Here is a 23224-nt window from a genome sequence, read left to right on the forward strand (position 1 = left end):
TCTTAAAAAGGCAAAATCATCTTTGTTGATCAATAATGTATTTCGTATTCTCTTTTCAGTAATTTATGTAATGTATTCTTAAAAAGTTGTAAAGTAAATTTCTTTTTGTTTTCGAACTTTGCAGTTCTATTACAATAAAACCAATTTTATAAAATGATGAATCAGTTTTCTACTTCCGCAGATAAAAAGCAGAAGGTGCAAAAAGAGAAATCGAATGCTTCCTCACCAAGATATTTTTATCAATTTGCTTTCCCCAGTTTCAATAGGAACATCCTGAAAAAAACAGGGATCCTCATTTCACAATTGGGCTTCCTGATCATTATGCTCAAAGTGTTCAACTTAATGGCTGTCCACAGCACATCCCAATTGAACCAAGAACACAGAGTGGTTGAAAACGAATATCTGTATTCGAACATCTTCAACATCGGATTTTTTATCTTGTTGATTGGAGCTATTGTGTATTTATTGGGGGTACAAAAGGTTAATTTCCCCCTTCTAAACAAGGAAAAGGGATTTATGGTCAAAAATTCAATGACCTAAACTTCAATAAAGCATTTGAATATTGGAGAGTTGCCGACCTTTTTTGGCCCAAAGCCAAGATTTTTGCTTTGGTTCTATGTAGTCGCTAAAAACTGCAGCCAGAACAAGTGAATTATATAAAAAAAGCGCTCTTTACTGTAACTTTTTGAGTGACTTCTTTTCTCAACTTTGTCATGTTGAAAATCAACATCTTTTTATTACAACCCTAAAATATATTCACTATGAAATACTCAAACAACAATGGGAAGTCGCTAGGGACCATCATTACCTTAGGACTTCTTGGAGCTGCTGTTGGCGTAATGCTTATTCCTTACAAGAAGAACAAGATCAGAGAAAGAGTCATTGTTGGTGCACAGGATCTGGCTAATTTTGTCTCTGATATCTTGAAAGAGAAAGCAGATGATTTGCTTTCAACCACCGAAAGTGTCATTGAAAAAAGCAAAACCAATTTCAACCAATTTACCCACGAGGTGAATGATAAGTTGGAACAAGGTAAATACAAATAACAGGGACAAGGATACACACATTAATATTATACCAAAAAAAATAATTATGAAAGCAAACTTCCTCAAAATGGTATTCGTAGGTGCAGTGGCATTGGGAACAATGATCAGCTGTGAGAACTCCACGGAGAAAAAAATCGAAAAGGCCGAACAGAATTTAGCGGATGAAAAAATGGATGTTGCAGAAGCAAAGCAAGATCTCGAAACAGCCCGTATGGACTCTGGTGAATTCCTTGATCTTAAGTCCAAATGGGACAATAGAATCAATGAAAATGAGCTTAAAATTGCGGAATTGAAAGTGAAGGCCAAAGACCAAAAAACGGAAGTACGAAAAGAGTACGAAAAGCAGCTGGACAACTTACAGGCAGAAAACGCAAGGATAAATAACCAAATCCTAAATTACAGAGTAGACAACGGTCAAAACCTGAAAGCATTCAAAATCAGCTTAGACCAGGATCTGGATAAACTTGAAAAATCAATTGCTGCAATTTCCAAAAGATAATTAGAAATCAGCGATTCAACCCTTTTTTTGATTATTTGGTTGGGTATTTTTTATTAAAAAGGAGCGGCAATAATTGGCCGCTCCTTTTTTATTTTTTTAAGATTTAAAACCCAATTGGACCCGAAATATGCAATAGGTTTCCACATGGGATTGAAATTGAAAGAAAATCAGACAATTGGGAGACCAATTCCTGACACCGATATGGTGAAGTCAATAAAAGTCAACAACTGACTAATTATCAGACAAATAAAGTATTGAAAGGCATTCACAATGCATAAAATGGGTTGAAGGATTCCATGTATCCTAAAATTTTTCCTGATAAATACTCTTCAGCGTTCCATTTTTGTCAGACCAAGGAATTTCAGGAGTGTTTATTGCACTTGAATTTTTTGTTCCAAATAAACCTGACCTTCTTCCCCCTTGATTTGAAAGACCATATTTCTTTCCTCCCAATCGAATTTCACGGTTCCATAATGAAGGTTTGCAATCATATTTCCGACTCGGTAGGGATTCTATTCCTCTCGGTATTCCTTCCAAGTATGTGTCAAGCCACTTGAAGTGATTTCATACAATCCTGCCGGAAAACGAGCATCCTTTAGGAGAGAAACTTCAGCGATGTGCCTGTCACCACTCAATAAAACCGGGTTTTTGGTTTTTGAACTGGCGATCAGATTCAATAGCCTTTGCCTCTCTTTGGGGAAATTTTCCCACTTTTCGAAGGGGTGTTCCGTAGGAATAAATTGGATGCCCCCGGCTATAAGGTGGACGGCTGCATCACTTGTCTTCAATTCATTTTCCAACCAGGACCACTGCGCATCTCCAAGAAGAGAACCTTCCTCATTGGGAATGTACATTTTATCTTCCTTCAAAAGCGTATCTCGGTGGTATCGGGTGTCCAAAAGGATCACTTTAATTTTATTTTCCCCAATCCCATAATCATAAGAAGCATATACCCCTTCTTGATTCCTTCTTGGACTTGTCGAAGGCTCTCCCAAAAAATCCAACATGATTTTTTGGGATTCTTTTTTCTGCATATAGTGCACACCGCCGTCATTGATTCCATAGTCGTGGTCATCCCAAACGCCGATGATATGGGAGGATTCCTTCAGCTTTTGATACTCGGGAATACTGGATTGGACATCATATTTTGATTCCAACAGCACCATGTCATGCGTATCTCCATAGATATTGTCCCCTAACCATATCCATACATCCGGGCTGTCCCGAAGGATGGGATTCCAAAGAGGCTGCGGAAGGTCATGTTTGTTGCAGGAACCAAAATTGATGGTTTCCACCTTCAATTTCTTGGTTTTTTGATTTTGGGCTAGGGAAAAATTGAACAGACAAGAACCCATCAAAAGGATTGTCAATATTGTGGTTTTGATCATTTTTGCAAAGATTGATTGTTTAAAGACTTTATTTTTTTGGTTTTGAACAAAGGCATTCCATAAACCCGTTGATAGGATTTCAATAGCTTGGCGACGGTCTGTCGGGTTAGTCCGGTCAGTTGGGATATTTCCAAATCGGTCATCAAAGAAGGCAGGTGAATGAATTTCCCATTGGAATCTTCTATTTTCTGATCCATTTCCTGAAAAAGAGAAAGAATTCTATCCATTGGAGAAAGCGTACAAATCTTGAACAGTTTGGTTTCCACTTTGCACCACCTGGACACCACCATCCTGTTGAACCACTCCGAAACGAGGTGATCATGAACGATAATTTTCTTGTAGAAACTGAGGTCATAGGTGGTCAATTCACAATCCGTCACCGCCTTTGCAAATTCAAAAAACTGACCATTCAAGTAGCTTAAATTTCCAAAGACCTCTTGCCGAAAAAGAAAATCATAACAGACTTCATCGCCATCAATGGTGTAACTCCCGATCTTCACTACACCCGAAACCATTTGAAAGACCTCATTGGGCTTTGTCGGAGGCATGTAGATGTATTCCCCTTTTTGAAATCTTCGTACTCCCAAGACAGCGTTGCTGTGTTGAGGTTTGACCTCTTCCAATATGTACTTTTTCAGGTCCATTTCCGCCTATGAATGCAGTATAAATTTGGACATAATTCTCTTGTTTTTAAGTACTCTTTTTAGGACTTCTCTAAAACTTAACCTCCCTTTAACCTGCTATTAACAATCGTGCCCCCAGGTTTCCCCAAGATTAAAAACATGGGGTTTTCATTGCCAATTCTTACCCATTGATTCATGGATCATGATTTTTTAAATCCCAGAAAGCTTACCATCATCGATGGTCGCCTTCCTGGGATGATATTTTCAAAGAGGATGCTCTCTGTTTTAGGGATTTAAAAAGAATAGCGCAAACCCAACTGAATTCTCCAAGGGGTTCCGTTGATGGGCAAAATCCCGACCCCGGATTCCACATTGTAATTGTACCGCTGCGTGGCTTGATCAAAACCTCTGATGCTTTGGAGATTTCTTCCTCCGTTCAGATTGTTGTTTACACCCCATTCCTTGTCAAGCAAGTTCATGAAGTTGAAGATGTCCCCTGATAGCTCGAGTGACTGCGACTTGAAGGTTTTGATGGTCTTGAGCAAGCGCAAATCCATGGTGTAGAAAAAGGGGTTTTCACCACCATTTCTTTTGGCAATTTTCCCAAAACTGTCCCTTAGGTATTTTTTGGTACTTTCCGAAGTGTTGGGATCATCCAAAATAGCATTGATACCGGTACGTACATTTTCGGGTGTGTTGGGGTCATTGGGATCAAAAACATAAGCCAAGGCATTGTTCAAAGGAAAGTCCCCTTGCAAAGATCCGTTGGCGACCAAAAATGAATACCTGGAACCGCCTATCCCGACCAATGAAGCACCAAGCACGAATCCTTTCCAGGTCGGTGAAGCGCCGTTCAATACCAATTTGTTCTTGAATTGATTGTCAGAGTATCCCCAATTCAGCTTTCTGGAATCATCCACTACGGGAAGGAAGGTGGACGTATTTGCCACGCAACAATTGTAGGAAGAATTGTCGAACGCCTGGTTATAGGTGTAGGATGCGGTGAAATAACCGTCTTTCCCAATTTTGACACTTCCATCCAATATCAAGGCATACTGATAGGCTTTTGCAGTGGAATTCAATTCCAACACCCTACCCAAATTGGTAGATTTTCTTGAATTCAGCCAATTGGTCTGTCCATTGGTTCCGATGGTATTGGCGGGCACAAACACTCCCCTATCTGCTTCATTGGCCAACCTGAAATAGGGATTGTCCACCAAGTTTCTTTCCAGATAAACATAATTGTTAAAGGTCTGACTGAAAAGCACATTGGCACCAAGCCTAAATCGGCTGCCCATGAATTTATTGTAGCTCAAATTGGCTTTAAAGGTATTGGGGACCCTAAAATCCGGGTTGATCGCATTGATGGTGGAAATGAAGGAAGCACCTTCGGGAATCCCCGGAGCTTGAACACCATTCCTGTACCCTACAAAATCCGCCTCGGGAACCAAATCTCCCTGAACATCAATGGCGGCAAGTAATTTTCCAGAATTCTGAATATTGTTTACTTGGGCATAATAATGTGGCTGGGCAGAGAACAAACCTGCTCCAAATTTGATCACGTTCTTATCCTGTCCCTTGATATTCCAGGTCATCTGTGCACGGGGTTGAAGATTCCTGAAATCGGCTGGCTTCACTGCTGTATTGATTCCCAGTTCATTGAAAAGCGTTTCATTATACGCCGCATCGTTCATGAAGAGGGTTGCGTCATACCTGAGCCCAAAAACCGTATTGACATCCTTGTGCGGATTGAATTCCACTTGTCCGAACAATGACAAATCCAGCACAGTCTGCTTCACGATTGGCAATCCCCTGAGAGGAACTTCCCTTGCATATCGGAAAGGCGTATTGTTTTCGAATTCCTGAAGGCTATTGTAGAAAAACCTGCCGTTTTGTTCATTGCTGAGCAGAGTTTCCAGATAGGTCACCATATTGTCAGTACCCAAGGTAATGTTGAATTTACCCCTTTGCATGTAGGTGGTATTGACAAAATGAAGCTGCCTTTCGAGGTTGGTCTCGGGAGTGAACCGTTGCCCCCCGATTTGCACATTGGTGGTCTGGACAGCATTTGGATTGGCTGCTGTCGGAAAAGGGGAAACTACCCTGACAATGGCGCGCGGAATGTTGGCAAAAGGCAATTGGGTATTCGCAGTGAAAGCCCTTTCGGCATGTTGGAATTGGACCTTGAGCTCATTGGTGGTGGAAGCATTCACCATGGATCTCAAGGAGACCAAAAGACTATTTTCTTTGGAAGAAAAGTCACCATAAACCTCTGACAAATTGATGGCGGTATTGTCATTCACACTCAAAGGGTTTGACCAATCCGTATAATTGTTTCTGATCGTCAATTTATTTCTATTGTGGATCTGCCAATCTATCCTGGCAAAGATAGTATTGGCGACCGTTTTCCGAGAAAATTCCCCGATTTGCTGATCATTGCTTACCCCATAAAGTCTTCGGGCAATGTCCACAAATTTATCCAAACTATCTTTTCTGATCCTGAGCCTGCGCTCATCGTCTTCGCCTCTGATATCGCCGATAAACACGGGATCTCCTGCATCCTGACGATCAAAAACCGTGAAAAAATGAACTTTATCCTTGATTATCGGGCCTCCAAGACTGAAACCCCACTGCGTATTGTTGAAAGTAACTTCTCTCTTCACTCCACGGATGTCGTTTGGACTGGCCAAATTATCATTTCTATGGTACACAAAAGCCGATCCTTCCATCGTATTGGTACCTTGGTACCTGCTTTGGTGACCGCATTCAAGGCGCCTCCCGCTTGCCTTCCCTGAGTGACATCATAGGAGTTGGTGGCAACTTCAAATTCCCGGATCGCTTCAATGGAGACGGTGTAGGGACCACGTCCAATTTGACCAGCTGTAAGTTGGTTTCTTGCATTCACCCCATCCAAAGTGACGTTGGTGGAAGTCCCCCGTTGTCCGCCAAGGTTGAGCCCTCCCCCACCTTGCAAAGGCGATAATGCCGTGAGGTTGGTGAAATTTCTTCCTTCGATGGGAAGATTTTTGATTTGCTTGGCATCAATGGAGGTGACAGCTCCCAATTTTTCGATTTGGTTTTGAAATCCCTCTCCGGTGATCACTATTTCTTCGAGTTCTCTATTGCTCGATTCCATCTTGATTTCCACATTGATCCTATCCCCCAGATTCAATTCATATCCAGTAAATCTTTGCGTGGAAAACCCGATAAAAGACACTTGGAGAGAATAGGGTTTACCCAATGGCATTTGCTGTAAATTGAAACGTCCGTCCTGGGAAGTCACCGTTCCTGTCTGAAATCCTGTTGATTCGTTTATGACCAAGATCGATGCCCCGATCAAGGGTTGTCCAACATCATCTAGAACCAATCCGCTAAAGGTGGAATTGGTGGCTTGTGCAAGTCCTTCATCATGGAATACAAAAATGATACATAATGCAAAAACGATAGCCTTCCAATTGGCCATTGATTTTACTTGGTAAAGAAAGGTGAAATTCTGTTTCATAAAATAGGTTGGTTTGTAAAACAGCAGCAAAAATCACCTTCCTGAATTCCTAAAAATGTTAAATATTAACATGTGAAGGATTGTTAAAGATTTGGTAACAGGGAGTTTTATTTGGAATGATTTCATCACGGTAAACCATCACTAAGGACCGATTCCAAAAATGAAAATTCCCAAATGAAGGAAAAACAGATCCAAGGAAACTACACTTCAAAAACATCAAAGCGGCCATGGCCGCTAACTTGGTTCCCCATTTATTAGGATGGAAAGCGGATTTGTAACAAATATCACTTCAACAGCGCGTTTATCTTTTCAATTTTGTATCAGAATTTAGGATACAGATAATGCTATTCTAATTTTCATTAACTTCATAGTGCCGAAAAAAATATGAAAAACACAGTTCTCAATAGAATCAAAACCTTTCTACCCATTTTAGATTGGTTGCCCGGCTATAAAAAGTCCGATTTGCAGGGAGACCTTTCCGCTGGTCTTACGGTGGGCATCATGCTGATCCCACAAGGAATGGCTTATGCAATGTTGGCTGGACTAGAACCCATTCACGGGCTTTATGCAGTCACAGTTCCCTTGATTTTATATGCGATCTTTGGGACCTCCAGACAGTTGGCCGTCGGTCCAGTAGCCATGGTCTCCTTATTGACTGCGGCAGGGATTGCTAGTCTAAATGCTTCCTCGCCCGAACAATACTTGATGTATGCCTTATCGTTGGCATTTTTGGTAGGATTGATCCAATTTGGAATGGGCGTGCTCAGACTTGGATTCGTAGTCAACTTCCTTTCTCATCCCGTGATAAGTGGATTTACTTCGGCAGCCGCGATCATCATTGGTCTCAGTCAGATCAAGCATCTTTTCCGCATCAACCTTCCGAGTACTGAATACGTCCAGGAAATGATTGTGGCCATCTACCAAAACATCGGTGACATCCATTGGATTACTTTTGGAATTGGTGTTCTGGGGATCATTATCATCAAGTTTGGCAAAAAAATCCACAAAAGTTTTCCGGCACCCTTGGTCGCGGTGGTTTTGGGTATTTTGTTGGTTTGGGGATTTGACCTGACTGCACAGGGCGTAAAAATCGTAGGGGATGTTCCAGGTGGATTACCTTCCTTCTCTTCCCCTTCCTTTGACTTACAAACCTTAAAAACCTTGTTGCCGATAGCGCTCACCATTTCCCTTGTCGGATTTGCCGAGAGTTTTGCGGTAGCGAAAACCATTCAGGCAAAACATAAAAATTACAGGCTCAATTCCAATCAGGAATTGATCGCTTTAGGTATGGCCAATTTTGGTGCTGCTTTCTTCAAGGGTTACCCTGTTACCGGTGGTTTTTCCAGAACAGCTGTTAACAACGATGCTGGCGCAAAAACCACGATGTCCTCGATTTTCAGTGCTATATTGATCGTGTTGACGCTACTCTTCTTTACGGGTTTGTTTTACAATCTACCCAGTGCAATCTTGGCAGCGGTAGTATTGGTGGCCGTATCAGGTTTGATCGACTTCAAGGAACCTGTGCATTTATGGCACAAGGACAAATCGGATTTTGCCATGCTGGTCGCTACCTTTTTGATCACCTTGACTATGGGAATAGAAACCGGCATTATTTCCGGAATGGTCCTTTCCCTCGTGGTAGTGATCTATCGTGCATCCAGACCACATATGGCACAATTGGGACGCGTGCCGGGCACAAATGTTTTTAGAAACATTACCCGGTTTTCAAACCTTGAGCAAAAGGAAGATGTCTTGATGGCCAGGATAGATGGCCCTATTTATTTTGCCAACGTAGAATTTATAAGAGACAAATTGAACCTTTGGCTCCTGGAGAAAAAAGAGAAGGTCAAAATGATTGTCCTGAATATGGAAAGTGTTCCTAACATTGACAGTACAGGTGCGCACGAACTCAACGAGTGGATCATGTCTTGGAGAAAAATAGGGACTGATGTGTGTATGACTGGAATCAAAGGCCCGGTAAGAGACGTTCTGAACAGGTGGGCCATTTTGGAATCCGTCGGTGCAGACCATGTTTTCATCGATGACAACACAGCTGTCTCTGCATTTGAAAAAGCAATTGAGCAAGATGTCTTGGAAAAATATACACCGTATGCCACTCAAACCAATGTGAAATAATGTGCAAACTTGACGTTGATAAATATTTCGCAAACAACCGAGAATGGGTGAAAACAGTTTTGGGGGAAAATCAAGACTATTTTCAAGAAATAAAGGAAGGCCAACAACCTAAGGCTTTGCTTCTCGGGTGTTCGGATAGCCGGGTATCGCCAACCACCGTTTTGGGTACCGAATTGGGTGAGCTCTTTATCCACAGAAACATTGCGAATGTAGTTTCGCATTCTGACCTCAATTTTCTATCCGTGATGCAATATGCAGTAGAGAGTTTGGAGGTCCGCGACATCATCGTCTATGGACATTATGGTTGCGGGGGCATCAAGGCGGCTTATGAAAACAAAAACAATGGATTGATTGACAACTGGCTAGCCAACATTAAGGACGTCATTCGGCATTACAACGCAGAGTTGAAAGCGATTGAAGATGAAGAGGATCGTTTGAAAAGATTGGTGGAGCTAAACGTCTTGGAGCAAATCGCCAACATCAAACAGACCTCTGTTTATAGGGATGCTTTGGACAAAGGTCTTCAGATACGATTGCATGCCTGGGTTTTTGATTTTTCCACTGGGATCGTCCATGACCTCAAGAAAAAATACAATATCATTCCTGCTGTTCACTAAATAAAAAATCCGGTCTGTCAAAACCGGATTTTTTATTTTCTTATGGGTAATGATTTAACACGAAATATGCATACCGTTTCAATCCTATTGGGAAACGGAATGCAAATTTCGGTTTTAATTATTTATTGACTGATCAACTCTTCGAAATCGTCTCTAATATAGATGACATTCCTTCCCAATTCAATCCATTTTTTCTTTTCCAATTGTTTCAGAAGTCTGGAGATCACCTCTCTTGAAGTTCCCAATTCATTGGCGATCAATTGGTGGGTGGTATTCAGTTCATTGGACTTTTGCTGTTTCATTTTGGTCACAATGTACCGCATCAACCTTTCATCCATCCGTTTGAAGGCGACGGCATCCAGTGCTACCAGCAATTCCTGAAAGCGTCTTTGGTAGGTATTGGCTACAAATTCCTTCCATTGCTTGAATTCATCTGTCCATTGTTCATGAATTTGGACGGGAATCCCCAACAAAACGGTTCTTTCCTCGGCCACAGCCCTGATTTCACTCGGTTTGGAGGCCGTACAGCAGGTGAGGGAAAGCGCACAGGTTTCACCAGCCTCAAGATGATACAAAAACAATTCTTTCCCTTCTTCATCCATCCGCATGATCTTGATGGCACCTTCTAGCACCACAGGAACCATTTTGACGAATTGACCTGGCGCCAAGATTACTTTTCCAGACTCAAAAACATGAATAGTGCCTTTTTCCAACATGGCCTTGAGAAGGTTGGGGTCAGTGATATTGGGTAATTTTTGTTTTAAATCTTCTAATTCCATATTGATAATTTATCTAAAAATAAGTCCGACCAAGAACTCAATTTAGTGATAATAGTCACACAAAAAAAATGGAAACAGTTCTTCCCTCCCCCATTAAAAACATCCCATTGGCAATCAGGCTCTTGAACGCCTATCAACCATGTAGGTGGCGCCAGATATGGATTTGCTATCGTCAGAACCCAAAAAAGTGACTAATCTTGCAATATCTTCGTTTGTGGCATAGTACTCCAAGGGAATCCGCTGTTGATACCCTTTTTTAACTTCACCGCAGGTATTAGGGGAAAAAACAGAATCGAAAGGCTTGATGAGTTTATTCCCAAGGGGCTTTGGAAAGATCGAGTTGATACGGATTACATTGGGTTTACCTTCCAATGCCTTTACCCGAATTGACCCCAAATTGGAATGTTTTTTAGTGGTATTGGCCATTAACTCTGTGGTTTCCTTCAATCCCTCGATCGAAGAATTGATAATCACAGATCCTCCCCCGTATTTTTGCATGTAAGGAAATGCATACTTCAGTCCCAACCAAACTCCCTTGACATGCACCCCCAGCACATTGTCAAAAACCTCCTCTTGGTATTTGGACAGCGATTTGACCGCTTCCTCCTTACCGGCATCCAAAAACAAAATGTCAATTCTTCCAAACTTATCTATGGCTTTGTCAATGTAAGCTTTTGAAGAACCTGCGCAGCTAACATCTGCCACGAAATAAAAAACCCTTTTGCCATTCAATTTCTCTATTGCAGATTTCAATTTCTCCTCCTCAATATCCACCAAAAGAATCCCGGAAATCCCCTCATCCAGAAATTTCCTAGCTGTAGCCAAACCAATCTCACCAGCCCCACCAGTTATAACAGCTATTTTATCTTTTAAAGTCATCAATAGTTAGTTTAATTGCCCTTAAATTTATAAAAAATATTATTATATTCAAATAATTAATATCACATTTTGAAATGACTTTCATCATGAAATTCAAAATTTATTTTTAGGAAATTTACCAACACAAAAACCAAAAGAACCATAACATGAAAAGGATAATAGTTCCAATCGATTTTTCCTCATATTCTGAGTATGCACTTTTGAGCGCCTTGAAAATTGCATCAAAGGGAAACAGCAGCATCACCTGCGTGAATGTAATTGTTTCCAGCCTGGACTGGAAGAGTCTTCCAGATAAAGAGAAAAGGAAAAATGAAGACATTCTGGATTTAGAGGCAGAAGCCAAGGACAAGCTCAAGGCATTTATCTTGGAGCACAAGTCACCTGGCGTTCCAATAGAAGCAGTGGTCGAGGTCGGAATTCCTCACGAAATCATTGTGGACATTGCAGACAAACAAGCCGCGGACCTTATTGTCATCGGTGCGTATGGAAAGGGTTTTCAGGAAGGAAAATTCATCGGCTCCAACCTCCAGAAAGTCCTTCGATTTGCAAACTGTCCAGTCTTGGCGGTGAAGAAAACCATGTCAGGGAATGATCTGCGAAAAATGGTTTTTGCCTCTCATTTTAATGAGGAATCCAAACCTGCGTTTACCCGGATGCTGCCCCTCATCAAGCAGCTGCGTTGCACCGTTCACTTTGTCTACATCAACATCCCAGAAAAATTTTCCAACTCGCCTGATGCGTCGCTAAAGATGCAAAAATATGCCCTGGGATTGGAAGACATCGTGATCCACAAACACATCTTCAACCATACAGAGGCCGAAAAAGGAATTGTGGAATTCGCTGACACAAACAAAATGGGTTTTATTGGAATTGCCACCAACAATCGGAAATTAGCCTCTGGATACCTGATAGGAGTCACCGAAACCGTTCTTTACAAATCTGAAATCCCGGTTTTGAGTGTTAAATTCAACTAAACCGACTTGTCTTTGCCATTGGAGCAGTGCATTTGGTCAGGCTGTAAGCCAAACGAAAAATTAACCTTCAAACTTTTCGCTGAATTGATTTTGCGAAAAGACCTGTTATATAAAGATTCACCTCTATTCGGCCACTAGGAAGAATGGAGGTGTTCATTTTTTTGGAAGTGCATTGATTTTTCGACCAATCATCCATAAGCGATTAATCCTTCCGATGATCAAGAATCCATTCCCTGAAACAATTCTCTTTCCTTATTTAATTGATGGGGATGAAACAGTTTCTTTGGGTTGCTCTTCAATTTTCGAATCGATCACTTCTTTTTTCAAATGTTTCCAATGGATGACGGCACTCCCCAGATTGTCTAAACTCGAGATGATTTGTTTGATGACGTTGGTTAGGCTAGAAATGGGGATCTCAGGTTTCTTTTTCCCTACATGAATAAATAGGTTAGAGATCAAAGCCTGGTATTTCTTGTCATTTTCACCAATCCAATTCGGAATGACAGACAAGTCCGGAACGGTTTTGATATATTTTTTTAGTTTTACCAAAAAGTCAAAACTATAGGTCTTTAGTTCGACATAAAGGTCTTTCACCAACCTGTCTTCCGCATCCTCCATTTCTCGGATATTGTGCATCACATCCTTGATATCTTTGGCTGAATACACCAAGGTACGCAGGCAAAGCATCAAAGAGGTCATTTTCTTGGCATCCTCTTGGGATAAGTTTTCTTCCTGAATCCCCAAATGATAAGCAGTCAATTCATCTTCCAGACTTTTGATGCCTTGGTATTGGGAAAGCAAATCATAGGGCTGTTGGATAATCTTCCTCCAAATGGTCATATTTGACCCGTTTTTTTCGGAACCATCCCAAACTTTGACAATAAAATCCATGGTTTTTTCAAGACCCAATGCAATGTCCTTTTCCATGGCTGCAATGGCCGCCTCTGGCACTTTGATACTTACATTCTTGATATAAGTGGAATAACCTTGCGGTTCTGATTCCTTAAACCTTTGTTTCAGCCAAGACTCGAATTTATTGATGAAAGGATAAAAAATCAAGATGCCAAAGAGATTGATAAAAGTGTTGAGCAGCACGATTTCAATCAATGGATCCTCGATGGAAAAAACGGTCAAGGTAAAATCAATCAGTTGGGGAATAAATAAGAAAATGATTCCTCCTGTAACGATATTGAAAATAAAATGCGCCAAAGCCAGCCTTTTTTTGTCGGCGGCACCGTTCAATGACCCTATCATCACCGTAATCGTTGTACCTATATTTGCCCCCAGCATCAGGGCCACTCCCTCGGGCAGTCCGATGATCCCCGCGCTGACACCACTCAGGATAATAACCACCATAGCCGAACTGGATTGGATCAATGCCGTCACGACGATACCGATCACAAAATAAATCCACAATCCATAGGTGGCGAATTCACTGAGGTCTATCTGGTCGGCCACATCTTCAATGGCTGTTTTCATAAAATCCAAGCCTAGAAAAAGAAGCCCAAAACCCACGGCAAAGGCTCCGATATTCTTGAGCATTGGGCGATCTGAAAAAAACAGATAGACCAAACTACCCAATCCCAAAAAAGGCATGGAAAAAGCGGCAATACTAAGTTTAAAGCCTAAAGTAGCGACTACCCAAGCAGTGAGAGTCGTCCCAAGGTTTGCGCCAAAAATCACCCCGATTGCATTTCGGAGATTCAACACACCCGCACCCAAAAATGCCAGTACCATCAAGGTCACCAAGGAACTGCTTTGGAGTACGGCTGTGATCAGCGTTCCGACCAAAATCCCTTTCAAGGGAGTTTCAGTCCATTTCTGAAGGATATTCCGAAATGATCTGCCTGCAAGTTCCTTCAGGGAAGATTCAAGTTGATTCATCCCCCAGAGAAATACCCCAATTCCAGCTAAAAACTTCCAAAAATCAAATATCTCCTCTTGCATGTCTGTTGGTTACAGTACCAAACAAATATAAAAATATAGGTGGATAATATTGAAAAACCAGCGTTTCATTGAGTGGTTTGGGCCTTAATTTTTTTTATTTTTCTTGGATTATGCCATAAATAAAAACCACTGATGCACAAAAAAATCAAAACAAGTGAGGTGAGCGTGCTGTAGATCAATTTTGCTCTTTCACTGTTTGGGTCAATCAAAAAATCAATGATACTTCCGTCATGGATTTTTTCGATCAGGTCCGAATTTCTTTGCTTGACGGAAAGTATCTCTCCGGTAAACCCATCGATCTGGAGTTCTGTAAAATGGCCTTTGAAAACCACTTTCGCAATCCCTTTGCCCGGCCTTACATCTAACCTATCGATTTCGGCTGTCTTGCCTAAACTGTCCCGCATGTACTCCTGTCCGATGATGATCATGGAATCCAAACTGATCCAGTGTGTCCGCACTTCTACCCTCGTTCCCTGGGTCTTTGGGACCAATTCCAACTGCTTCTTCCAAGCCAATAAGATGGCGGTTGTCCCTATCACCAAAAGAAAAATCACAAATGGGATACTGATCCATTTGTGAATATTTCTGTAAATCCTTGTTTTGAAAGCTAATTTTGAGGTTTTGTTCATTCCAACATTTTCAATTCGAAATGTATCCCAAATAAACACATGGTAAAAATTCATTCCTACCAACGGCAGTATTCTAAGATTAACCTATTGGAAAAATCACATTGGCCATCTTAAGGGCTTCCCCAAACTCTATTTTATTCAATCCAAGATCGAAACCCTTTTTTTCGAGCAATTCGACCAAAACTTCCGTGGCCACATTTCCCACCAAATCATCTTCGGCCATCGGGCAACCACCGTAACCTTTCAAGGCCCCATCGAACCTTTTGCAACCAGCGGCTAACGCTGCTTCAATCTTGGGTGCCAGACTTGTAGCTTTTGTATGCAAATGAACTCCAAATTCAATATTTGGATAGGCCATTTTGTTTACCAAAAATAAATCCTTAATCAAATCCGGCGTTGCTGCACCTATGGTATCAGCAAAGGATATGATTTTTAGGTCCAATTTATTCAGTTTTTCCACAAATTCGGCAACCAAGTCTGGGGAGTAAGGATCCCCGTAAGGATTGCCGAATCCCATGCTCAGATAAGTCACTAAGGTCTTTCCATTAACTTCGCAAAGGTTTTGGATTTTCTCAACTTCGATTAAGGCTTCCTGAATGGATTTATTGGTATTTCTTTGCTGAAAGGTCTCGGAAAGGGACAGGGGGAATCCCAAATAATCAATTTGCTCAAATAAGATCGCTTCCTCTGCTCCCCTCAGATTGGCAATAATGGCCAAAAGTTTGGATTTGGATTCAAAAAGATCCAGTTGGTCCAATACCTCGGCCGTATCCCGTAGCTGCGGAATCGCCTTGGGACTGACAAAACTCCCAAAATCTATGGTGTCAAAACCCACTTGGAGGAGCTGGTTGATGTAAGCTGCCTTGATGGCAGTATCTATAAAACCAGGCATTCCCTGCATCGCATCCCTCGGGCATTCAATTATCTTGATCATGGTCCGAAGGTATGATTTTGGGACAATTTTTCATAATGGACCAAAAAATCTAATGCTCACCAAGGGTTGCGAAAAATGAGAAAAAGCCTGCTTTCCTTCGTTTCCTAATGAAAGCAGGCTTTTCAAAAACATTCCTTACCAAAGGTCAACAGGAGAATTGATCTTGGTGGGGAAAAATCTAAAAAACTTCTTTAGCTATTCTGTATGTTGCATCCGCCTTACTCATGGTATAATAATGCAACACCTGTGTGCCATTGGCAACAAGCTCCTTGCTTTGTTGGATGGCCCATTCGATACCCACTTGTTTAACATCCGCATTGGTCTTGCATTTCTCCAATTCATCCATCAAATCATCCGGTAAATCAAGGAAAAAAGTCCTCGGCAACATGGAAATTTGGCCCAAAGTAGTGATGGGTTTGAGCCCGGGAATAATAGGGATCGTAATGCCTGCCTCTCTTGCCTTTTTTTCAAAATCAAAAAATTTCTGATTGTCAAAAAACATTTGAGTCACGATATATTCTGCACCAGCATCCACTTTTTCCTTCAGATGTTTGAGGTCAAATTTCATGCTGGGTGCCTCGAAATGCTTCTCGGGATAACCTGCTACTCCCACACAAAAATCAGTATGAAAACCTGTTTCAGTCTCTTCATGCAGGTATTTGCCATTGTTCATCCCGATAATCTGCTTGACCAGATCTGTGGTATATTCGTGTCCATTGGGTTCTGGTGTAAATTTACCTTCATTTTTAGGCGCATCCCCCCTGAGGGCCAATACATTTTGAACACCAATAAAATTGAGGTCAATCAGTGCGTTTTCAGTCTCTTCCTTGGTAAACCCACCACAGAGCAAATGAGGCACCGCTTCTACATGAAACCTGTTCATGATAGCCGCACAAATCCCCACTGTTCCAGGTCGTTTCTTGGTGCTTACCTTTTCCAACAATCCATTGGGATGCTTTTTATAGATAAATTCTTCACGGTGGTAAGTCACGTCCACAAATTGCGGCTTGAATTCCATCAAAGGGGCGATCCCTTCCAGAAGGTCTTTTAAGCTTTGCCCCTTTAGAGGGGGCAGTATTTCGTAAGAAAACAGGGTTTCTTTTGCCTGCTGGATATATTCATTGATTTTCATAAGCTATTTATTTCAACTTTTAATGAAGGTGTGTAGGCGAGATTTGGGGAAAGCCATCTTTCGGCCTGCACTTTACTTACCCCTTTTCTTTGGGCGTAACTCGCCACTTGATCTTCCCCGATCTTGCCCAATCCAAAATACTTGCTTTCCGGGTGTCCGAAATAAAACCCACTCACCGAGGAGGTCGGATACATCGCGAAACTATCGGTAAGGGAAATCCCGATTTTTTCCTCGACTTTCATAAGTTCGAAAAGGGTTTTTTTCTCCGAGTGTTCGGGACAGGCTGGATATCCCGGGGCTGGTCTTATCCCTTTGTATTCCTCCTTGATCAGGCTGTCATTACCAAGGTTTTCTTGACTGTCATATCCCCAAAGCTCTTTTCTGACCAATTCGTGAATATATTCGGCTCCTGCCTCAGCAAGTCTGTCTGCCAATGCTTTGAGCATGATGTCATTGTAATCATCGCCTTCAATTTTGAATTCTTCCAATTTGGATTCGATCCCCAAACCTGCTGTCACGGCAAATCCCCCAAAATAATCCACCTTATCGGGATGGATAAAATCGACAAGCGATCGGTTGGGAACACCTTTCCCTTTCTTGCCCTGCTGGCGAAGAAAATGAAAGGTAAACGCAGTTTCATTCCCTTTTTCCAACAAAACCAAGTCATCCTCTTTTCTTTGGACAGGATAAAGTCCGATCACCGCTTTTGCATGAATCCATTTTTCGGCAATGATCCTATCCAATGTTTTCTGGGCTTCCTCGTAAAGTTTTGTGGCCTCCACCCCAACGATGGGATCCTCCAAAATTTTCGGGAATTTTCCCGCCAGCATCCAGGTGCTGAAAAAAGGTGTCCAGTCAATATATTTTCTGAGCAAGGAAAGGTCCAAGTTATCCAGAACAGTTTCTCCCAAATGGGCAGGCACAAAGGGTTCATAATTCTCCCAATCAATGAAACTGGGATTGGATTTGGCTTCTTCATAGGACACCATTTGTTTCACCTGTTGTTTGGCCTCATGTTCCACCCGCAATTGCTGATAGGTTTCTTTTGTCTTTAGATGGAAGGCTTCACGGGTTTCTTCGCTGATCGCCTCGCCGGCAATGGGTACCGATTTGGAGGCATCAGCGACGTGGATCACCATACCGCTGTAAACAGGATCCACTTTCACCGCAGTATGGATCCTGGAAGTAGTTGCCCCACCGATCAGCAAGGGGATTTTCAATCCTTGCCTTTCCAATTCAGAGGCCACGTTGACCATCTCGTCCAAGGAAGGAGTGATCAAACCACTTAGCCCAATGATATCCACTTTGTTTTTGATTGCCTCGTCGATGATTTTTTGAGCATCAACCATCACACCAAGATCGATGATCTGGTAACTGTTGCAAGCCAAGACTACACCCACAATATTTTTCCCAATATCGTGGACATCTCCTTTTACAGTCGCCAAAAGGATCTTCTTAACGGCACTTTGCTCGACATTGTAATCCAAATCCCCAACTTTGGGCATAAATGGTTCGAGATAGGCTACGGCTTTTTTCATTACCCGGGCAGATTTGACCACTTGGGGCAAGAACATTTTCCCCTCACCAAACAAGTCTCCAACTACATTCATTCCATCCATCAATGGGCCTTCGATGACTTTAAGTGGATTGCCAAAGGCAATTCTTGCCTCTTCAATGTCATCCAAAATAAAATCGAGAATCCCCTTCACCAAAGCGTGTTCGATCCTTTTGCTTACTGGATCTTCGCGCCATGCTTCATTGACCACTTCTTTTTTATCCCCTGCCTTTACGGACTCGGCGAAGGCCAACAATTGTTCCGTAGCATCCTCGGATCGATTGAAGAGTACATCCTCCACTTTTTGCAGCAGGTCTTTTGGGATGTCATCATAGATTTCCAGCATGGCCGGATTCACAATTCCCATGTCCATTCCATGCTTGATGGCATGATAGAGAAAGGCGGAATGCATGGCTTCTCTCACTGGGTCATTGCCCCTGAAAGAAAAACTCACGTTGCTGACTCCACCACTGACCTTCGCACCGGGAAGATTTTGTTTGATCCATTGAGTGGCATGGAAAAAATCGAGGGCATTGGTTCTGTGCTCCTCCATTCCTGTGGCCACAGGAAAAATATTCGGATCAAAGATGATGTCATGTGGATTGAAACGCACCTCCTTGACAAGGATGTCATAACTTCTTTTGCAGATGTCAATTCTCCTTTGGTATGAATCGGCCTGACCTTTTTCATCAAAGGCCATCACCACCACAGCCGCACCGAATTTCTTGATGGTTTTGGCTTGAGATATAAATTCTTTTTCTCCGTTTTTTAGGCTAATGGAATTGACAATTCCTTTTCCCTGCACACATTTCAATCCCGCCAGGATGATCTCCCAACGGGAACTGTCGATCATTACGGGAATCCTGCTGATTTCGGGCTCTGAGGCGATTAAGTTTAAAAATCTCTGCATGGCAGCAACACCATCCAACATCCCTTCATCCATACAGACATCCAGAATTTGGGCACCACCTCTCACCTGATCCAGCGCCACTTCCAAGGCTTCGTCGAAATTTCCATTCAGGATCAGTCTGGCAAATTTTTTCGAACCGGTGACATTGGTCCGCTCTCCGATGTTTACGAAATTGATTTCGGGAGTGAAGACCAAAGGCTCCAACCCGGAAAGCTTCATTACATTTTGATGTCTAAGATTACTCATCTGATGTCGTTGAAAATTCTAATTTTCTGGGCGCATACTTTGCGGCGATTTGGGCAATGGCGGCAATATGGTCCGGTGTTGTCCCACAGCAACCCCCGAGGACATTGATCAAGCCGTCTTTCAGGAATTGTTCAACTTGTGCGGACATTTCCAAAGCTCCCTGATCGTATTGGCCAAATTCGTTGGGAAGCCCCGCATTTGGATATGCACTTACATAGAAAGGTGCTTTTTCAGCCAATACTTTCAAATAGGGCCTCAATTCTTTGGCGCCCAATGCGCAGTTCAAACCCACACTGAAAAGTGGGACATGGGAGACCGAAATCAAAAAAGCTTCCGTGGTTTGACCTGTTAGGGTCCTGCCAGAAGCATCTGTGATCGTCCCAGACACCATGACCGGAATCCCACCTTCCTCTGGTTGAAGAGGCATACCACGCTCCTCGAAAACTTCCTGAATGGCAAACAATGCCGCTTTTGCATTCAATGTATCAAAGATGGTTTCGACCAAAAGTATATCCGCTCCTCCATCCAGCAATCCTCTGATTTGCTCCTTGTAGGCATCCGAGAGCTGATCGAAAGTGACTGCCCTGTATGCAGGATCATTGACATCAGGAGAAATAGAAGCGGTCCTGTTCGTGGGCCCGATTGCTCCTGCGACGAACCTAGGCTGGCGGGGGTTTTTGGCTGTAAATTCCGCCGCTGCCTCACTGGCGATTTTCGCCGACTCATAGTTGAGTCGGTAAGCAAGGTGTTGCAATCCATAGTCCTCTTGTGCGATGGAAGTGCCACTGAAGGTATTGGTTTCGATGATGTCAGCACCCACTTCCAAGTATGCGACATGGATGGCTTTGATGATATCGGGTCGGCTTAAGGAAAGTAAATCGTTGTTTCCCTTGAGGGATTTGGGGTGGTCTGCCAGTTCGGGAGTTCTAAAATCCTCCTCGGACAATTGATATCGTTGAATCATGGTGCCCATGGCACCATCCAAAATCAATATCTTCTTTTTGGCTTGCGAAAGTAATAGATCGGTTTTATTCATTTTGCTCTGGTATATAAAAACTAAATCGAGCAAGAACCGGTAGAAAAAAGCAAAAACTTTATCAACCACTCATCTTTTTCCGGCTATTCCGAAAAGGGATTTAGCACCTTGTTTTTTCAGGTTGCTAAGACGTCATAGGGCCCTTCCCTCGGTCTTTCTCGATAAGTAAACTCAAATGTAAACCAAAAAAAATTGAATTTTGTATCTCTTTCGAGAAAATATTTTATACTCAGGGTTTTTTTATGCGATATTGAAAAATTCACAAACCCATCGATCACCTCTTGCAAACCATCCATTTTACTATTGTTTGATGGCCTATAAAAATCAAATGCCAAAGAGATCAATATTTTTTTTTATTATTACATGGACAACAAACTGAAAAACCTAACCCCTTGATTTATGAAAAACCTTTTGGTTGCTTTCTCCTTTATTTGCCTACTCGCATGTAGCCCTGAGCCCACGGCAGTCACCACTGTTGAAAAATCGACTTCAAATGGCTGGGATGCCGAAAAGCGCATTGAAGAATTGGGCATCACGCTTCCCATACCGGCAGTTCCTGTGGCCAATTATGTGAATGCCGTTCGGGTTGGAAATTTGATTTTTCTGTCAGGTAAAGGTCCTTCGAAACCAGATGGCACTTCCATCACCGGAAAAGTAGGGACTGACCTGAGTATCGAAGAGGGACGGGAAGCGGCAAGGCTTGTTGGGATCAACCAATTGGCGGTCCTTAAAGCGGAGCTTGGAGACTTGAATAAAGTAAAAAGAATCGTTAAAGTTTTGGGAATGGTCAATTGCCTATCAGATTTCACGGAGCAGCCCAAGGTAATGAATGGCTTTTCTGACCTAATGGTAGATGTTTTTGGAGAAAAAGGAAAACACGCCCGATCCGCGGTTGGCATGAATGCATTACCCTCCAATATCGCAGTGGAAGTTGAGCTAATCGTGGAAGTTGAGGACTAAAAAAACATTTTAAGTTGCCTATCTTGAAGACTTGCTTTTTTTAAATTTCTTGTTGACACAAAAACTTAGGGCCTAAGACCGAGGCTCAACTGCAGATATGGGTTAGCCATATAACTTGACATCCCCACACCGCCAAGGGAATAATTTCCCAAGGGCAATTCATAACCTCCATGAAGGGATACGATCATACTGAAGAGATTCTTGTTTGTCAAGGGAATCCCATATGCAACATATAACTCTGGTTTCCCCATCAAACCCCTTGCTTTAAGATGGCCATCCCTATCAGGCTCTTCGAACAATGCCGGGAAATCCGGTTTGTCGGTGGAAGTAAGTGTGTATCGAAGATTTGCATATCCCAATCCTGCCAATCCCCCCAATTCAAGGTTTCTTCTTTCGAAAAACTTAAGTCCTCCATTGAGGTAAACCCTGACACTGTTCAAGGTATGGTTAGAGGATTCCGTAGCCGCACCACTGAGGCCTAGGTTATAAAAATCAATTCCATACAGAAGGCCTTTGCTTTCCCCTAATAATTTCAACCCCAGGTTATTGGGTCTTCCCTCAAAAGGGCGATACCCATTTTCCACCAAAGCCGCATTCAAAACATCAGGTTCCGTAAAATGCAATCCATAACTTAGGTGAAGTCCCAGAGAGGCATCTTTGTAAAAAAAATTATGGTCTGGGAGCGTGATTCCTGCCCCAAATCTCAAAAACGGCCCACTTTGAGCATTTCCAAAAGCGATGTCTTTCATCAACCATGAATCTTCAAACGGACTGAAGGAATAGCCGAACTTGCTAATAACTTGCACCATTTCCTCCCTTCCGGGAATTTCTATATCATAACTCAACTGAAAACCGATTTCTGTCAGAAATCCAGCAAAATGTTGGCTTCCTTTATGGATATCCCCGTCCCTGAGAATGAAACCATGGGCGGGATTTTGGAGGAAACCATCAAGGGTTTTTTCCGCCCCCCCCCTAATCATCTGGAAATTCATGAATCCAGACCCCAAGGACATGTAATGAATCAACTGGAATCTACCTTCTTCGGTAAATGAATAGCCTACATTCAAGAATACCCTCGTCGTTCTATAATCCAACTCATAGCCATTGAAAAGGGATTTCGGTCCGTTGTTTTGAAATAGCTCGAGTCCGAGTACAAAGTCGTTGTATCGGGTTTGGTACCCAAAGCCAAAATTTCGATATGCCTTCCGCATGGGAGAAAGCCCCTTTTGGTCAAGCATTTGGTTAAACTCCCGAAGATTTGCACCTGTGTTTCCATAAGTGAAATAAACACTGGATCTATTGCTGGGCATCTTCTGTGCCTCGGCCAACGAAATGCAGAAAAAAAACAAAAACAAAAACAACCTCATTTTCATGCCATTCAATTTACCCTCAAAATTAAACTTATTCCATTACAAACGTTGCCATTCGTGTA

The 23224-nt window shown here is 42.3% G+C and carries 20 protein-coding genes and 1 riboswitch; of the genes, 7 read left to right on the forward strand and 13 right to left on the reverse strand.

Going from position 1 to position 23224, the window contains the following annotated elements; genetic code table 11:
* Positions 1 to 153: 153 nt before the first annotated feature.
* The 3 genes from F824_RS0106435 to F824_RS0106445 all read left to right on the forward strand — a co-directional run bounded on the left by F824_RS0106435 (position 154) and on the right by F824_RS0106445 (position 1545).
* On the forward strand, positions 154 to 540 hold the full coding sequence (locus tag F824_RS0106435; protein WP_019597048.1) for a hypothetical protein: 387 nt from the start codon (positions 154 to 156) through the stop codon (positions 538 to 540).
* Positions 541 to 761: 221 nt separating this feature from the next.
* Entirely contained in the window at positions 762 to 1046 is a 285-nt protein-coding gene (locus F824_RS0106440) for a YtxH domain-containing protein (protein ID WP_019597049.1), read from the forward strand.
* A gap of 46 nt (positions 1047 to 1092) precedes the next feature.
* Positions 1093 to 1545 carry a hypothetical protein gene (locus F824_RS0106445; protein WP_139189647.1) on the forward strand — a complete coding sequence of 151 codons (453 nt, stop codon included), beginning with the start codon at positions 1093 to 1095 and terminating at the stop codon, positions 1543 to 1545.
* A gap of 512 nt (positions 1546 to 2057) precedes the next feature.
* Here the strand turns inward: F824_RS0106445 and F824_RS26625 are convergent.
* The 4 genes from F824_RS26625 to F824_RS27935 all read right to left on the reverse strand — a co-directional run bounded on the left by F824_RS26625 (position 2058) and on the right by F824_RS27935 (position 7058).
* Entirely contained in the window at positions 2058 to 2933 is an 876-nt protein-coding gene (locus F824_RS26625; RefSeq protein ID WP_019597053.1) for an alkaline phosphatase D family protein, read from the reverse strand.
* The gene (locus F824_RS25615; protein WP_019597054.1) at positions 2930 to 3577 is read right to left on the reverse strand and encodes a Crp/Fnr family transcriptional regulator; all 648 of its coding nucleotides are present in this window, start codon (positions 3575 to 3577) and stop codon (positions 2930 to 2932) included. Before F824_RS25615 ends, F824_RS26625 begins: the two co-directional genes overlap by 4 nt.
* A gap of 272 nt (positions 3578 to 3849) precedes the next feature.
* Entirely contained in the window at positions 3850 to 6285 is a 2436-nt protein-coding gene (locus F824_RS26630; RefSeq protein ID WP_236613155.1) for an outer membrane beta-barrel protein, read from the reverse strand.
* Positions 6216 to 7058 (reverse strand): carboxypeptidase regulatory-like domain-containing protein, encoded by an 843-nt coding sequence (locus F824_RS27935; protein WP_022582122.1) that lies wholly within the window; start codon positions 7056 to 7058, stop codon positions 6216 to 6218. Before F824_RS27935 ends, F824_RS26630 begins: the two co-directional genes overlap by 70 nt.
* A gap of 384 nt (positions 7059 to 7442) precedes the next feature.
* On the opposite strand from F824_RS27935, the gene F824_RS0106480 reads away from it, so the two are divergent.
* Complete coding sequence (locus F824_RS0106480; RefSeq protein ID WP_019597056.1) at positions 7443 to 9194, forward strand: SulP family inorganic anion transporter; 1752 nt, start codon at positions 7443 to 7445, stop codon at positions 9192 to 9194.
* Complete coding sequence (locus F824_RS0106485; protein WP_019597057.1) at positions 9194 to 9811, forward strand: carbonic anhydrase; 618 nt, start codon at positions 9194 to 9196, stop codon at positions 9809 to 9811. The genes F824_RS0106480 and F824_RS0106485 overlap by 1 nt, the downstream gene beginning before the upstream one ends.
* A gap of 122 nt (positions 9812 to 9933) precedes the next feature.
* Here F824_RS0106485 and F824_RS0106490 read toward each other — a convergent pair whose 3' ends face one another.
* Both F824_RS0106490 and F824_RS0106495 read right to left on the reverse strand, forming a co-directional pair.
* On the reverse strand, positions 9934 to 10590 hold the full coding sequence (locus F824_RS0106490; protein ID WP_019597058.1) for a Crp/Fnr family transcriptional regulator: 657 nt from the start codon (positions 10588 to 10590) through the stop codon (positions 9934 to 9936).
* Positions 10591 to 10704: 114 nt separating this feature from the next.
* Positions 10705 to 11469 carry an SDR family NAD(P)-dependent oxidoreductase gene (locus tag F824_RS0106495; protein ID WP_019597059.1) on the reverse strand — a complete coding sequence of 255 codons (765 nt, stop codon included), beginning with the start codon at positions 11467 to 11469 and terminating at the stop codon, positions 10705 to 10707.
* Between the two features lie 146 nt (positions 11470 to 11615).
* On the opposite strand from F824_RS0106495, the gene F824_RS0106505 reads away from it, so the two are divergent.
* A complete protein-coding gene (locus tag F824_RS0106505; RefSeq protein WP_019597060.1) occupies positions 11616 to 12443 on the forward strand; it encodes a universal stress protein in 828 nt (275 codons plus the stop codon).
* A gap of 252 nt (positions 12444 to 12695) precedes the next feature.
* Here the strand turns inward: F824_RS0106505 and F824_RS0106510 are convergent, their stop codons facing one another.
* The 6 genes from F824_RS0106510 to F824_RS0106540 all read right to left on the reverse strand — a co-directional run bounded on the left by F824_RS0106510 (position 12696) and on the right by F824_RS0106540 (position 20832).
* Entirely contained in the window at positions 12696 to 14390 is a 1695-nt protein-coding gene (locus F824_RS0106510) for a Na/Pi cotransporter family protein (RefSeq protein ID WP_019597061.1), read from the reverse strand.
* Between the two features lie 65 nt (positions 14391 to 14455).
* Positions 14456 to 15019, reverse strand: a complete 564-nt coding sequence (locus F824_RS0106515; RefSeq protein WP_031326975.1) for a PepSY-associated TM helix domain-containing protein — start codon at positions 15017 to 15019, stop codon at positions 14456 to 14458.
* A 79-nt stretch (positions 15020 to 15098) separates the two neighbouring features.
* Entirely contained in the window at positions 15099 to 15953 is an 855-nt protein-coding gene (locus F824_RS0106520) for a hydroxymethylglutaryl-CoA lyase (RefSeq protein WP_019597063.1), read from the reverse strand.
* 178 nt (positions 15954 to 16131) lie between these two features.
* Positions 16132 to 17085, reverse strand: coding sequence for a methylenetetrahydrofolate reductase [NAD(P)H] (gene metF, locus F824_RS0106530; RefSeq protein ID WP_019597065.1), 954 nt, complete (start codon positions 17083 to 17085; stop codon positions 16132 to 16134).
* Complete coding sequence (metH, locus tag F824_RS0106535; protein WP_019597066.1) at positions 17082 to 19796, reverse strand: methionine synthase; 2715 nt, start codon at positions 19794 to 19796, stop codon at positions 17082 to 17084. Before metH ends, metF begins: the two co-directional genes overlap by 4 nt.
* Positions 19789 to 20832, reverse strand: a complete 1044-nt coding sequence (locus tag F824_RS0106540; RefSeq protein WP_019597067.1) for a homocysteine S-methyltransferase family protein — start codon at positions 20830 to 20832, stop codon at positions 19789 to 19791. Before F824_RS0106540 ends, metH begins: the two co-directional genes overlap by 8 nt.
* 66 nt (positions 20833 to 20898) lie before the next feature.
* Positions 20899 to 21000, reverse strand: a riboswitch (SAM riboswitch).
* A 231-nt stretch (positions 21001 to 21231) separates the two neighbouring features.
* On the opposite strand from F824_RS0106540, the gene F824_RS0106550 reads away from it, so the two are divergent.
* Positions 21232 to 21792 carry a RidA family protein gene (locus tag F824_RS0106550; protein WP_019597069.1) on the forward strand — a complete coding sequence of 187 codons (561 nt, stop codon included), beginning with the start codon at positions 21232 to 21234 and terminating at the stop codon, positions 21790 to 21792.
* 65 nt (positions 21793 to 21857) lie between these two features.
* Here the strand turns inward: F824_RS0106550 and F824_RS0106555 are convergent, their stop codons facing one another.
* Entirely contained in the window at positions 21858 to 23165 is a 1308-nt protein-coding gene (locus tag F824_RS0106555) for a hypothetical protein (protein WP_019597070.1), read from the reverse strand.
* Between the last annotated feature and the right edge of the window lie 59 nt (positions 23166 to 23224).

This window comes from Rhodonellum psychrophilum GCM71 = DSM 17998 (assembly GCF_000381545.1).
In the GTDB taxonomy this organism is placed as follows: Bacteria; Bacteroidota; Bacteroidia; order Cytophagales; family Cyclobacteriaceae; genus Rhodonellum; species Rhodonellum psychrophilum.